This is a genomic window from Aeromicrobium sp. MLTX1, assembly GCF_046452335.1.
GTDB lineage: Bacteria > Actinomycetota > Actinomycetes > Propionibacteriales > Nocardioidaceae > Aeromicrobium.
The window spans coordinates 43,654-56,873 of sequence record NZ_JBKFDN010000002.1 but is presented as its reverse complement, the minus strand read 5'-3'; the positions used below and the strand labels follow the sequence as shown (position 1 = coordinate 56,873).

Genomic DNA, 13,220 nt, shown 5'->3' with positions numbered 1-13,220 from the left:
GGACGGGAGGTGCGGCTCAGGCGAGGTGGCGCGCGATGTCGGCGGCCAGCACACCGGGCCAGCGACGGACGTCCTCGGGCGTGTGGGCGACCTGCAGGTCCGCCTGCGGCAGGAGGTCGACGAGCGCCTCGGCCGTGGAGAGCGGGTGCGCCGGGTCGTCGATCCAGGCCAGGACGGTGGTGGGCACGTCGATCCGCTCCAGGAGTTCCGGCTCCGGGAGGTCGCTCAGCGCGGCGCCACGCAGCACCGAGGGCAGCAGCTCGCCGCGCACGTGCGGCACGGTGTCGGGGTGACCGAGCGTCGCCGGTGGCTTCGGCGCCACGCGGTCGAGCGCGAGGAACGGCTCGACCCCCTCGGTCTCGATGAGATCGGCCAGCCGGCGGTAGTCGTCGGCGCGCGCCGTGCGGGTGGCCCAGGCCGTGGGCGGCAGCAGCAGGGTGAAGCCGCTGAAGCGATCGGGCTCGCGGACGGCGGCGTGCAGCAGGGTGGCCGCGCCCATGGACGGGCCCACGCCGTGCACGGCCTCGTCGGGGAACCAGAAGTCGAGCAGGCGCAGCAGGTCGTCGGCGAGGTTCGCCCAGCGGTAGTCCTCGGGCACCGGCCGGCCGCTCGAGTGCCCGTGGCCGCGCGCGTCGTAGCGCAGCAGGCGCGTGTCGGACAGTCCGCGACCGAGGTCGAGGTCGAGCAGGCGGTCGCGGGAGCGGCTGGAGGTCAGGCCGTGCAGCTGGACGACGGGGTGACCGGACTCGTCGCTGAACGCCCAGGCGAGCTCGGCGTCCGGCACGGAGAAACGGTGCACGGGCTGCTCCTGAGTCGTGTTGGCGGCGAGGGCAATAGGTTACTGGCATGCGACTGACGCACGTCGCGCACCTGCGCCTCCCCTTCGGTCCCCTGCTGAGTCACGACCCGATCGTGTCCGAGCCGGGCGCCCGGCTGCCCGTGTCGTTCGACCAGGCCCGCCACGTCGGCTTCGGCGACCGCCCCGGGTCGTGGATGGCGCTCGCGATGCGCCTGTCCTCCCCCGTGCCGCGCGACGACCTCGCGGCCGCCTGGTGCGCCGTCGTCCAGAGGCACGGCACGCTGCGCTCGGTCTTCGTCCCGAGCGACGACGGAACCCCGGCCCTGCACGAGGTCACCGTCGAGGCCGGGAAGTGGACCGAGCACGAGGTCCTGCCGGGTCAGGCGATGAACGACGCGCTGCGCGACGTCCTCGACGCGACCTGCCGGCCGTACGCGCGCCCGTCCCACCGCTTCTGCGTGATCGAGACCGCCGACGGGCCGAGCCTGGTGATCGCCGCCGACCACGCCCACGTGGACATGTGGTCGCTGCTCGTCATCGCGCGGGACCTGCTGGCGGCGCTCGCGCGGATCAGCGCCGGAGAGTCGCCCGAGCTGGCCCAGGTGCCGCCCTTCGCCGAGCACACCGTCGAGCTCGCGCAGCTGCCGCCGGCACCGGACGAGATCCGCGACCGCTGGGACCACGTCATCGAGGCCGGCGGCGGCGCCATGCCGCGGTTTCCGCTGCCGCTCGGCGACCCGACGCCCCAGCCCGAGCGCGTCGTGATCCGCGACGTCCTCGACCTGCGCGAGCTGGCCGACTTCTCGGCGCGCGCATCGTCCGAGCGGGTGTCCACGCTGGCCCTCGCGGTGTCCGCGATGACCGCGACCACGCTCGAGCTGGCGGGCACTCCCCTGCGCACCGTGTTCCCCGTGCACAGCCGCCACCAGGACCGCTGGCACGACTCGGTGGGCTGGTTCATCACGAACTCGGTGCTCGAGTCCGCCGACACCGACCCTCGCGCCTGCTCCGCGGCCGTCAAGCAGGCGATCCGGCTCGGCTCGTGGCCGCTCGCCGACCTCATGGCGCCGTGGGGCGGCATGCCCGAGCAACCCGGCATGTTCGCCGTCTCGTGGCTCGACCTGCGACGCCTCCCGGTGCGGATCGACGCGGCCGGCCTGGACGCCCAGTACGTCGGCGCCGCCATCCGCACGCACGGCGTCATGCTGTGGTTCATCATCGACGACTCAGGCGTCCACCTGCGCTGCCGCTACCCCGACACCCACGTCGCCCGCGCCAGTGTCGGCACGTGGCTCGACGCACTCGTCGCCCGCATGCGCGAGCTGGCCGACGAGCGGCCGGACCCGGAGGCCTGAGCCGGACTCAGCGCGCGACCGACTCGGCCGCGGCGAGGACGGCGAGGACGTACTCGTCGGAGTGGTTGTAGGAGTGGATCGCCCGGCTCCATCCGTGGCCCGTGCGCAGGTCCTCCCCCGAGGCGCACAGGTAGCGGGCCGCGGCCAGCGCCGCGTCGTCGAGGTCGTGGGGGTCCTCGACCCCGTCGCCGTCGCCGTCGGCGCTCCAGCGGTCCCACGTCGAGCCGATGAACTGGAACGGTCCGACCGCGTGGTCCCAGACGGGGTCGCCGTGCCGGGCCGTCGAGGCCGCGTCGGCCGGGATGGCTGCGAGGCCCGGAGAGCCGTCGAGCGCGGGCCCGATGATCGGGACGGTGGTGCGGCCGTGCGCGTCGAGGTCTCCCCCGCCGTGGCGGCCGTGGTCGGACTCGACGGTGGCGATGCCGGCGAGCGTCGTCCAGCCCACGTGGCACGCGGGCTGCTCGGACGCGAGGGTGAGCGCCGCGTCGGCGTAGGCGCGCACGGCGACAGCGGGGATGCCCGTGCGCTCGGCGTTCCGCCGGACCCACGCCGGGTCCACGCCCGACACCGGGGACGCACCGGCACCGGGGCTCGGCGCCGCCACCTCCGCGGAGAGGTCCTGCACCCGGTCGTCCGCGATGGCGAGCGTCTCCACGCCCCCGGTCAGGGCCGCGGCGGCGACCACGGCCACCGCCGACGCCCCGGCCACGGCCACGACGGCCGTGACGGCCAGCCGCAGCCGGGCCGCGCGCCTCATCCGAAGCGGCCGTTGACGTAGTCGTGGGTGCGCTGGTCCTGCGGCGAGCCGAACATCGACGCGGTGTCGCCGTGCTCGACGATGACGCCCGGCGTGCCCTGGGCGGCGAGGAAGAACGCGCACTGGTCCGACACCCGCGCCGCCTGCTGCATGTTGTGCGTGACGATCACGATCGTGACCTCCTTGGCGAGCTCGACCATCGTCTCCTCGATGACGCGGGTGGACGTCGGGTCGAGGGCGGAGCAGGGCTCGTCCATCAGCAGGACGCGCGGACGGATCGCGAGCGAGCGGGCGATGCACAGGCGCTGCTGCTGGCCGCCGGAGAGGCCGCCACCGGGGGCGTCGAGGCGATCCTTCACCTCGTTCCACAGGCCGCCGCGGCGCAGGCACGACTCGACGAGCTCGTCACGGGTGGAGCGGCTGGCGCGGGTGCCGGTGAGCCGCAGCCCCGCCAGCACGTTGTCCCGGATCGACATCGCCGGGAACGGGTTGGGCTTCTGGAAGACCATGCCGATGCTGCGGCGCACGTCCATGAGCTTGCGGCGCGGGTCGTACACGTCGTCGCCGTCGAGGCGGACCTCGCCGGCGAACTGGGCGCCGTCGACCAGCTCGTGCATGCGGTTCAGGGTGCGCAGGAAGGTGGACTTCCCGCAGCCCGACGGCCCGATCAGCGCGGTGACGTGACCCGCCGGCATGTCCAGGGAGACGCGGTCGAGCACGTGGTGGCGGCCGAACCACGCCGAGACGCCGACGGCGTGGAGGCCGGCCGGCGTGGGGCCGTCGACGGCCGGGATGACGGTGGTCTCGGTCTCGGCGAGGGGGATGACCGAGGTGTCGGTGGTGACGCTCAAGGGAGTTCCTTCGATGGTGCCGAGGGCCGGGGCGGGCTCGTGGGAGCGCCGCCCCGGCCTCGGTGGGGGTGTTAGCGGGTGACCTTGATCGTGAGGACCTTGGCCTTGGCGCCCGTGACGTTGCCGTTGCCGCCGTAGGCGACGACCAGGCGGTGCGTCCCCTTCTTCAGCTTCGCCAGCTTCACGGTGACCTTGCCGTTGCGGACGACGCCGCGGCCGACGACCTTCTTGCCGGCCTTCACGGTGACCTTGCCGGTGACCGGGACGCCCGCGGCCTTGACCGTCACGCGGAGCACGCCGCGCTGCGAGGCCTTGACCTTCGCCTTCACGAGCTTCGCGGTGACGGCGCCCTTCGCCTTGGCGATCCGGACGGTGACCGCGCCGCTCGCGGCGTCGGCCGAGGCCGAGCCCGGCAGCGAGGCCGTGACGCGCAGGCTGCCGGCCGGCGTGGCGGCCGCGACCGGCACGGTGGCCGTGCCGCGCGACAGCGTGTAGGCCCGGGCGGCTCCGCTGCCGACCGCGACGCGGACGGCGCCGGTGGCCGCGGCGCCGCCGACGGTCGCCTTCACGGTGACGGTCTTGGCCTTGCCGTACGGCGCCGAGACGCCCGTGACGCTCACGGTGGCGGGCGTCTTGACGACGACCTGCTGGACCGTGGACTGCGACGGGGCGAAGTCGTTCACGCGCGTCGGCACGAACGAGGCCGTGTACTGGTGCGTGCCGACCGACACGCCGGTGAGCGTCAGGGAGGCGACGCCGCCGGACGTGAACGCGGTGCCGACGAGGGCGTCGCCCTCACGGAACTCGACCTTGCCGGCCGCGGGGGCGCCGCCACCGGTGCCGACCGTGGCGCGCAGGCTCACGGTGCGCTGCCCCGGCGCCGAGGCCGCGAGCGTCGTGGTGGTCACGACGGCGTCGGCCTGGTCGGAGGTCTTGAGGTTGGAGACCGGGTCGGTGACGAACTGGCCGCAGGCGCCGCCGTCCTCAGTCGAGGCCAGCTGCTCGAAGCCCGCCTTCTCGATCACCGCGCGGCCGTCGGGACCGCAGATCCAGCCGTCCTCGCCGAAGACGTTGGTGAGGCGGGCGCCCACGGCCGCGTTCGCGAGGTCGGCCGTGCGCACGACGTTGTACACCGCGCGGGTGGCCTTCCAGCCGCCGAGCGCGTCGACCGTGGAGGTGATCGTGGCGCGGGCGCTGGAGAACGGCGCGATGGCGTTGGGGTCGCCCTTCACGTCGGCGTCGCTGTGCTCCTGCGTGGAGGTCGCGACCGGCGTGAACGGGATGCCGCCGTTGGCCGCGGTCAGCTGCGAGGTGAAGAAGCTGAGCGTGCCCGAGCCGGACTGCGGGATGAGCGCCTTGATGGTGCCCGGCCTGCCGCCGACCTGGCTCCAGTTCGTGACCTCGCCCTTGTAGATCTTGAGGATCTGGTCGATCGTCAGCTCCGACGGGGCGTTCGTGGCGGTCGCGCTCACGGCCATCTGGAGGCCGTCCACGGCGAAGGCCGCCTGCTTGAGGCCGCCGGTGATCTCGGCCGGGCTGAGCGTCGACGAGGACCGGGCGAACGAGACGCTCGCGTTGTTGTCCGGCGCGTAGAGGAGCTTCTTGCCCGCGCCCGAGCCGTTCGGGCGGGTGATGGCGGCGAGGCCGCTGCGCAGCGTGACCGTGGCGGGTGCGCCGTCGGCCGCGAACGACGCGAGCCGGCCCGAGGCGCGGCCGGCGTTGTAGGCGACGGCCAGGTCATGGGTGACGATCTGGGTCGTGTCCGAGCCGACACCGACCAGGTCGTCGGTGGTGTTCGGGACGAAGGTCGGATCGAAGGGGTTCACGTCGGCCGCGACGGCGGGCGACATGAGGGTCAGCGTCGAGCCGACCACGAGGGCCGCACCGGCCGTGATGGCCGATACACGGTTTCGCTTCATCGGGGGTTCCCTTTCCTCGAGCCGGCGATCTGCCGGGTCTCGTGCGGCACGCTATGAGTGAGTGCCGCGGACTCGGGGCGCTTGCGGTGAACGGCAGGTGAAACCCGGAGGGCCATCTGGCGCTCACACCAGGTTCGGCAGCAGGCTCATGCCGAGATCGGTTGCGATCCAGGCCAGGGCCACGACCGGGGCGGACAGCAGGACCCACGCCCGGGCGCGCCCGAGCCGGGCTCGGGCGTACGTCGCGACGCCGGCCAGGACCCCGAGACCGGCCAGCACGAGCGCCAGCAGCGGCAGCACGGACGTGTCGCGCCCCATCGGCTGCTCGGCCGCCGGCACGGCCGTCATCCGGGCCGGACCGGCCTCGTGGGGCTGCGAGACCAGCTCGGCGTCCACGTAGATCACGGCCCCCGGCGACAGCGCCGCCAGTCGGCCCTGACCCTCGGCGCCCACCAGGACGAGGCGGCCCCTTCCGGGGGCGAGCGGCTGGGGCAGCGGGTCGCCCGCGCGCCTCACGCCGCTCACCTCGTAGGCGGCCCGGCCCTGTCCGGTGACCGTGGTGATCGTGTCGCCGACCCGCAGGTCCGCCAGCCCGCCGAACGGTGCGCCGAACGTGCTGCTGCGCCCGTAGACGACCGAGGTGCCGGGCTGGCCCGGCAGCACCGTGTCCCGCCGGTGGCCCGGCCCGTCGAGCGTCTGGCCCGACGCGGTGCCCTCGACGACCACCTCGCTGATGCCGTGACGCGGCACCGTCAGCGTGGAGACGGCGGTCCCCGGCTCGATCACTCCCCCGACCGGGGCGGTGGCGGAGGCGAGGTCCGTGCGGAACTGCGCGTAGAGCACGTGCTGCGCGCGATCGTGCGAGACCCCGCCGAGCACGAGCAGCTGGAGCACGACCCAGGCGCACACGACCGCGACCACCGTCAGCGCCTCGGTCACCATCGTGATCTCGGCCGGCAGCCTGACGGGCTGGGCCGCGACCCGCGGCTTCGCGCGCCGTCCCGGGACGCGCACGCTCCACGCGCTCACCGGCGTGCCCTCGCCGTCGCGATCCCGCGCAGCACCGGCCCGACGGCGGCGGCCGCCAGCCCGACGCACAGCAGCAGGGGCAGCAGCATCCGGCCCGAGGTCGACGTGATCGCCCCGGTCGGCGCGGTCTCGACGAGGGTCACCTTGGTCGCCCCGGACGCCTTGACCTGCTCCTCGGGGAGGTCGCCTCCGGGTGCGGAGACCGGGGCATCGGAGGACCCTCCTCCACCGCCGGACGGTGGAGACGTGCTGGGCGTCGTGTCCGGCGCCTTCTCCGGGCGCTGCGCCGCGATGAGGTCGGCGGCGTGTCGGGCCGCGTCGTACAGGCGCTTCGTGACGCCGGTCGCGACGATCGGGACGTAGCCCGCGGGCAGGGTGCCGTTCGCCGACCCCGGACGCTGGCCCTCGGTGGTGGCCACGCGGATGAACTGCGCCACGTGCTTCGCGTCCTTCGCGGCCAGGCCGCGCGTGCGCGCCACGGTGTAGACGATCATCGTCCCGGGGTACGCCTTCGGTCGCTTCGCCAGCGCCTTCGGCGTGATGGCGAAGGCACCGGTGGTGCCCTTCACCTCGGTGGCGGCCGCCACGGCAGCGGCCATCGACGACGGCGTCGGCGCGACCCACGTGCTCGCCGAGGTGCGCACGGCCGCGGTCCTCAGGCCGAGTCGCTCGGCGTCGCCGAGGCTCACGACGCCCAGCATGAACCGGGCGCCGACGCCCTGGCGGTCGGCCCGGCCGAACTTGTACGGGTCGGAGCTCGACGGCCGCTCGCACTTCGTCTGCACGTTCGGCCACGCATCGAGCACGGCCTCCGCGATCGTGCGCAGGCTCGAGACCGGCGCCGCGAGCTGGGTGAAGTACGGCGTGCTGAGCTGCTGCTGGCAGTCGAGGTCGTACTCGGGCACGAACGTGTCGAGCAGCGGCCACTCCGCCACCGGCAGCTTGATCCGCCGGTAGCTCGGGTTGACGACCATCCCCCACGGGTCGGCGGTGCCGTTCACGAACGCCCGCGCGTCCGGGTCCGCCGCGATGTAGGACGTCAGCGACGTCATGACGTCGGAGGACTCCGACAGGGACAGCACCGTCGCGGCGGCCTCGCGCGTCGTGGTGTCGAGCCCGGGGTTGAGGGCGATGAACTCCGGGTCCTGGTTGAGGGACTGCGGGTTGCGCCCCATGCCGGGGTGCTGGGCCCCGTACGCGGATCCCGTGTACGACTGCGTGAGCAGCTTCGCCAGCAGTCGGGGGGTCAGCCGGAGGCGCTCGTACTCCCCCGCGTTGTCCGGCCGGTCGATGACGTACGAGATCGCGAACCCGGTGACGGCCGTCGGCGCATAGGCCACCGGCGTGTCGTCCTCCTGCTCGCGACGCCCGGACACGAGCGCCGCCGGCGCCACGTTCTTCTCCACGAGCGCGAAGGCGGCCTCGTCGGACATCCGGTTGTGCTGGAACTTGAAGCGCTTCTTCGACAGGCAGTAGGCCGGCGCCCACTGGAGCGCGGCCTGCGACATCAGCTCGGAGCCGTAGAAGGCCGTGGGCGCGCGCGAGTCGAGCACGTCGCACACGTTGGGCGCGGTGCCGAACGTGACGGGGACGGTGATCCGGTTGCGCCAGTTCGACCCGGCCCACCAGTAGCCGGCCGACACCGCGTCGTCGACGCCCTCGCCCGCGAAGTTGCTGGAGCCGGGCGCGAACCGTCCCGTGCGCGTGCACTCGTCGTCGCCGTCCACGCAGCTCAGCCCCATGATCGGGATGACGACGATGGAGCAGGCCACGGTGTCGCTGCAGCCGAGCGACTCGTTCTCGGTCGCGGTGCGGACCTCGAAGCTCACCGAGCCGGTGCCGTCGGTGTCGGTGAAGGCGGCCTGCTCGGCGGCGGGGAGGGCCGCGTCGACCGCGGCCTCGGGGGCCATCGTCTCGGCGCTGCACGAGGTGTACGTCTTGCCGCTGGCGGCGACGAACGGCACGGCGTGCGCCGAGAAGCTCGGCACGTCGTCGCACCCGCTCGTGGGGAACGGGTCGATGCCGCTCTTCTGCTCGGTGTCACCCGGCCGGGCATGCAGGTCACGCCGCCAGATCGCCTGGCGGTCCGACGTGGAGCGGAAGCGCTGCTGGGCCGTCGAGGTCCAGCACGTCTCGGGCGAGACGCGCTTCGCCGCCGGCAGGCCCGCGTCGTCGCGACCCCGGCACTGCAGGATCACGACCGGGTACTCCTGGCGCAGCCCGGCGGCGCCGAACGGGCTGGCGGCGCGCCCGCCGCTCGGGTGGGCTCCCTTCCAGCTGACCCGCACGCGCTCGCGGCCGCGCAGATTCTCGGTGTGGTCGACGCTCACCGTCACGCGTCGCTTCTCCACCGAGATCGTGTCGCCGTCGTCCTCGAAGGCGCGGTCGATCTCCTTCGTCCGGGTGAACGCGGAGCTCGGGGCGGCCTCGGCGTCAGGTGCCGCGGTGACGGGCAGGCCGGCGGCCAGCACCAGCAGGGCGGGCACCAGCAGCGTGAGGCGCTTCACCGGAGGTCTCCTCGCCGGCGCAGGAGCGCCGCCACGATGCCGGGGATCAGGACGATCGCGAGCAACTCCAGGACCGCCACGGTCCCGAAGACCCGCGAGTCGCCGGGTCGCGACGAGGTCAGCTCGACCGGCACGGCCTGGGCGCTGCCGCCCACTTGGCCGGACGCCTGGACCGCGTCACCCGTGACCGGGTCCACGGCACCACCGTCGGGTGCGGTGTCGACCGCCCCCGACCGGTCGGTCCCCGCACCTGTAGGCGCGTCCGAGGCCGTCTTGTCGGTACTGGACTTCTCGGCCTCCTCCAGCGTCGTCGGGGCCGATCCGGTGCCGCCGTCGCAGGGCCCGGCGCCGACCTTGTCGCAGGCCGCGGGCTTCGGAGCGATCTCGGCGAGCTTGTTCTTCGACAGGTCGCCGGCCACGAAGGTCGGGTTGTTGCAGGACTTCACGTCGCGTCCCGCGATCTCCACCTTGGGGTCGGCGGTCTTGAGCCGCTTGAGCTGGTCGAAGCCCGCCTTCACGAGGTTGAGCGGCAGCGGCGAGTAGCCGTACGCACCGGCCTTCGACTGACCCTCGCACAGCGAGTAGTACATGAAGTCCGCCAAGGTCTGCCGCTTCGTCGTGGACATCCGCCGGTCCGAGGCACCCGTGGGCAGCAGCATGTAGGAGTACGAGCTCAGCGGGTAGGCCCGCGGGTCCTTCGCGTTGTAGACGCCGTCGAGGATCTGGGTCAGGTAGTCCTGCGAGCCCTTGTCGGTGTTGATCCGCGCCTTGGTCAGCGCCACGGCCACGTTGTACTGGGTGGGCTCGACGAAGAAGCCGGCCTCGTTGAGCACCTTCACGACCGGGAACTTCTTGTTCACCGGGTACGAGTACTCGACGTAGCCGATCGTGCCGTTGCCCGCGGCACCGGCGATCGTGTTCATCACCTGGTCCGAGCCCGCCGCCGCGATCGTGTCGCCCCGGCGCGGGTAGTAGGAGGTCAGGCCGGACTTGCCGAAGAACCCGCGCCAGACCTTCGGGTGCTGGGCGTCCATCCAGCGCGTGAACTGCGCCGTGGTGCCCGAGCCGTCGGAGCGCACCACGGGGATGATCTTGAGCGAGGGGAGCTTGCGCCCGTTGTTGTCCTTCGCGATCGCCGGGTCGTTCCAGTTGGTGATCTGGTTCGTGAAGATCTTGGACAGGGTGTCGCCCGACAGTCGCAGGTTCTTGACCAGCTTCCCGCCGATGCGGATCTGGTACGAGAACGCCGTGCCGCCGGCGATGATCGGCATGTACGCGAACTCGCGGCTGCCCGCGGTGTCGGCGTTGCCGCTCTCGTCCTTGCCCTGGTACGGGATCTCGGTGATGCCGAAGTCGGTCACGTGCTGGGCGAATGCCTTGCGGCCCTGGGACGAGCCGCCGCCGTTGTAGGTGACCTTCATGCCGTTGGCGTTCACGTCGGCGATCCACTGCTGGACGATCACCTCCGACCAGGTGGAGCCCGAGCCCTCGATCTGGGCGTACGCCGCGTGGGCGGGGCGGATCGACGACAGCGTCACGATCGTGAGCGCCGCGAGCACGAGGACCAGGCGGTTCCGCGTGCGCAGGGGGGACAGGGTCATCGGGATCCCTTTCGAGGACGGGCGAGGCGGCGGGCGATCGCGAACAGCACGAGCACCAGCAGGAGCAGGACGGTGGCGGCGGCGAAGGCGCGCTCGATGTACATCGGCTCGCCGCTGCGCACGGTCGAGTAGATGAACAGCGGCAGCGAGTTCATCACACCGTCGGTGGGGTCGAGCACGAGGAACGAGGCGGCGCCGGAGGTGAGCAGCACCGGCGAGGTCTCGCCGATGCCGCGGGCGACGCCGAGGATGAGCGCGGTGGCCAGGCCGGGACGCGCCGTGGGCAGGACGACGTGCCAGACCGTCCGCCACCGCGACGCGCCGAGGGCCAGGCTCGCCTCGCGGAGACCGCCAGGCACCACCCGGAGCACCACGTCGGCCGCGCGGGCGATGATCGGCAGCATCATGACGCCGAGCGCCATCGCGGCCGCGAACCCGGACCGGTCGATGCCGAGCGCGACGATGAGCGTCGTGTAGATGAACAGGCCCGCCACGATCGATGGCAGCGCCGTCATCGCCTCCACGACCGTGCGGACGATGCGCGCGTAGCGTCCGCCCACCTCGGTCATGAAGACGGCGGTCCCGATGCCGAGCGGCACCGTGACCAGCACGGCGATGCCGACCTGGATGAGGGAGCCGGCGATCGCGTGCAGGATGCCGCCGCGGTCGAAGGAGTCCCGCGGGCCGACGCCGGACATGTCCTGCGTGAGCAGCGAGAGGTGGAACAGCGCCTCCGCTCCCCGGTAGACGATGAACGCCACGGTGGAGAGCAGCGCGACGGCGACCGTGAGCGCCGCGACGTGCACGAGGGCCGCGACCACGCGGTCGACGACCACGGGCCTCGGCTCGGTCATGGCGGTGGCCACCGCGAGCACGGCGAGGCCCGCGACGACGGTGGACAGCACGAGGGGCAGCACGCCGGTCCACGGCAGCAGCCGCGCGTTGACGATCCACGCCAGCGCGAAGCCGGCGACCCACGAGCCGATCTCGACGAAGCGGTCCTCGGCGGTCACAGTGGACAGCCGGCGGGTGCCGGTGGGCTGCTGGGGCGTGGCCAGGTCCGGCCGGGCGATGGTGGTGCTCATGCGTCGGTCCCCGCTCCGGATCGACTCCGCGACACCACGACCGCGGCGGCCGTGTTGATGACGAGCGTGATGACGAACAGGACGAAGCCCGCCGTCAGCAGGGCCTGGAGCTGACCGCCGCTGGCCTCGCCGAACCGCCCGGCGATGAGCGCCGAGACGGTGTTGGTGCCGATCTCCAGCACGCGGGGCTTGAGCTCGAACGCGGGCGAGATGATCAGCAGGACGGCGATCGTCTCGCCGAGCGCGCGGCCGAGGCCGAGCATCGTGCCGCCGATGATGCCGCCCCGCCCGAACGGCAGGACGACCGAGCGGATCATGCCCCAACGCGTGGCGCCGAGGGCGTAGGCAGCCTCCCGCTCCCCCAGCGGCGCCTGGCTGAACACCTGGCGCATGACGGCGCACGCCATCGGGATCACCATCATGGCGACGGCGAGACCGGCGATGAACGCCGAGGCGGTGTAGCGGCTCTGCTCCCAGATGGCGGCCTGCGGATCGGCCTCCACCGCGAAGAACGGCAGCCAGCCCAGGTGCTCGTGCAGCCACCGCGCCACCGCACTGGCGTGCGGCTGGAGCAGGAAGAAGCCCCAGAGGCCGTAGATGATGCTCGGCACGGCCGCCATGAGGTCGACCATCGAGACGAGCAGGCCGCGCAGCCGCGCCGGCGCGTACTCGCTGATGTAGAGCGCCGTGGCGAGCGCGAGCGGGAACGCGACGACCAGCGCGACGGCCGCGACCGAGAACGTGCCCACGAGCACGGCTCCGATGCCGACGACGTCCGCGTCGGGCTCCCACTGCGTCTCGGTGAAGAACGAGGCGCCGTAGTGGCGCAGCGTCGGCACCGCCTGCAGCGCGAGGAAGAGGCCGATGCCGCCGGTGATCAGCAGGACGGTCGTCCCGGTGGCCCGCATGGCGACCGCGAAGACCCGGTCGGCGCCGGCCTGGCCGCCTCGGATCGTGCGAGGGACGTCCGGCGCGTCGGACGACGCCCGGGTGGGCAGGACCGTGGTCACACGACCTCCAAGCTCTCGACCCCGAACAACGACGGCTGTGACTCTAGGGATGCCGTGGCGGGCTGCGGACCACCTGCGATGAACGCGGCGTGAACGTTGGAAGGCACCTCGGTGGGGATGCGACGATGGGGCCGTGAGCCTCTCGATCACCGGTGACGCGACCGCCGACGAGCTGCTGACGGACGACCCCTTCGCCCTCCTCGTGGGCATGCTGCTCGACCAGCGCATCTCGTAGGTATGGACTGGTCGCGGTGGCTGCGGGGGCGCCCCTTAACGACGCAGTCGGGCGAACCTTGCCTGCGGCGTC

Annotated in this window: 10 protein-coding genes; 1 reads left to right on the top strand and 9 read right to left on the bottom strand. The window is 72.9% G+C overall.

Annotated features, from left to right (window positions below; all coding sequences use genetic code 11):
• Positions 1-16: 16 nt before the first annotated feature.
• A complete protein-coding gene (locus ACK99Q_RS10730; protein ID WP_410186140.1) occupies positions 17-799 on the bottom strand; it encodes an alpha/beta fold hydrolase in 783 nt (260 codons plus the stop codon).
• Between the two features lie 47 nt (positions 800-846).
• Here ACK99Q_RS10730 and ACK99Q_RS10725 point away from each other — a divergent pair, with 47 nt between their 5' ends.
• On the top strand, positions 847-2,154 hold the full coding sequence (locus tag ACK99Q_RS10725; protein WP_410186139.1) for a condensation domain-containing protein: 1,308 nt from the start codon (positions 847-849) through the stop codon (positions 2,152-2,154).
• Positions 2,155-2,161: 7 nt separating this feature from the next.
• On the opposite strand, the gene ACK99Q_RS10720 is transcribed toward ACK99Q_RS10725, so the two are convergent.
• The 8 genes from ACK99Q_RS10720 to pstC all read right to left on the bottom strand — a co-directional run bounded on the left by ACK99Q_RS10720 (position 2,162) and on the right by pstC (position 12,913).
• On the bottom strand, positions 2,162-2,911 hold the full coding sequence (locus ACK99Q_RS10720; RefSeq protein ID WP_410186138.1) for a lytic murein transglycosylase: 750 nt from the start codon (positions 2,909-2,911) through the stop codon (positions 2,162-2,164).
• Positions 2,908-3,705, bottom strand: a complete 798-nt coding sequence (locus tag ACK99Q_RS10715; RefSeq protein WP_269307056.1) for a phosphate ABC transporter ATP-binding protein — start codon at positions 3,703-3,705, stop codon at positions 2,908-2,910. Before ACK99Q_RS10715 ends, ACK99Q_RS10720 begins: the two co-directional genes overlap by 4 nt.
• A 128-nt stretch (positions 3,706-3,833) precedes the next feature.
• Positions 3,834-5,681 (bottom strand): Ig-like domain repeat protein, encoded by a 1,848-nt coding sequence (locus ACK99Q_RS10710; RefSeq protein WP_410186137.1) that lies wholly within the window; start codon positions 5,679-5,681, stop codon positions 3,834-3,836.
• 123 nt (positions 5,682-5,804) lie between these two features.
• Positions 5,805-6,710 carry a sortase domain-bontaining protein gene (locus ACK99Q_RS10705; RefSeq protein WP_410186136.1) on the bottom strand — a complete coding sequence of 302 codons (906 nt, stop codon included), beginning with the start codon at positions 6,708-6,710 and terminating at the stop codon, positions 5,805-5,807.
• Positions 6,707-9,217, bottom strand: a complete 2,511-nt coding sequence (locus ACK99Q_RS10700; RefSeq protein WP_410186135.1) for a hypothetical protein — start codon at positions 9,215-9,217, stop codon at positions 6,707-6,709. The genes ACK99Q_RS10705 and ACK99Q_RS10700 overlap by 4 nt, the downstream gene beginning before the upstream one ends.
• Complete coding sequence (locus ACK99Q_RS10695; protein ID WP_410186134.1) at positions 9,214-10,818, bottom strand: substrate-binding domain-containing protein; 1,605 nt, start codon at positions 10,816-10,818, stop codon at positions 9,214-9,216. Before ACK99Q_RS10695 ends, ACK99Q_RS10700 begins: the two co-directional genes overlap by 4 nt.
• Positions 10,815-11,903 (bottom strand): phosphate ABC transporter permease PstA, encoded by a 1,089-nt coding sequence (gene pstA, locus ACK99Q_RS10690; protein ID WP_410186133.1) that lies wholly within the window; start codon positions 11,901-11,903, stop codon positions 10,815-10,817. The genes ACK99Q_RS10695 and pstA overlap by 4 nt, the downstream gene beginning before the upstream one ends.
• The gene (gene pstC / locus ACK99Q_RS10685; RefSeq protein WP_410186132.1) at positions 11,900-12,913 is read right to left on the bottom strand and encodes a phosphate ABC transporter permease subunit PstC; all 1,014 of its coding nucleotides are present in this window, start codon (positions 12,911-12,913) and stop codon (positions 11,900-11,902) included. The genes pstA and pstC overlap by 4 nt, the downstream gene beginning before the upstream one ends.
• Positions 12,914-13,220: the final 307 nt, after the last annotated feature.

What these genes read in the sequence shown, in the direction of transcription:
- ACK99Q_RS10720 (WP_410186138.1), bottom strand. Translation starts at nt 2,911, where the DNA reads ATGAGGCGCGCGGCCCGGCTGCGGCTGGCCGTCACGGCCGTCGTGGCC.
- ACK99Q_RS10725 (WP_410186139.1), top strand. Translation starts at nt 847, where the DNA reads ATGCGACTGACGCACGTCGCGCACCTGCGCCTCCCCTTCGGTCCCCTG.
- ACK99Q_RS10695 (WP_410186134.1), bottom strand. Translation starts at nt 10,818, where the DNA reads ATGACCCTGTCCCCCCTGCGCACGCGGAACCGCCTGGTCCTCGTGCTC.
- pstA (WP_410186133.1), bottom strand. Translation starts at nt 11,903, where the DNA reads ATGAGCACCACCATCGCCCGGCCGGACCTGGCCACGCCCCAGCAGCCC.
- ACK99Q_RS10710 (WP_410186137.1), bottom strand. Translation starts at nt 5,681, where the DNA reads ATGAAGCGAAACCGTGTATCGGCCATCACGGCCGGTGCGGCCCTCGTG.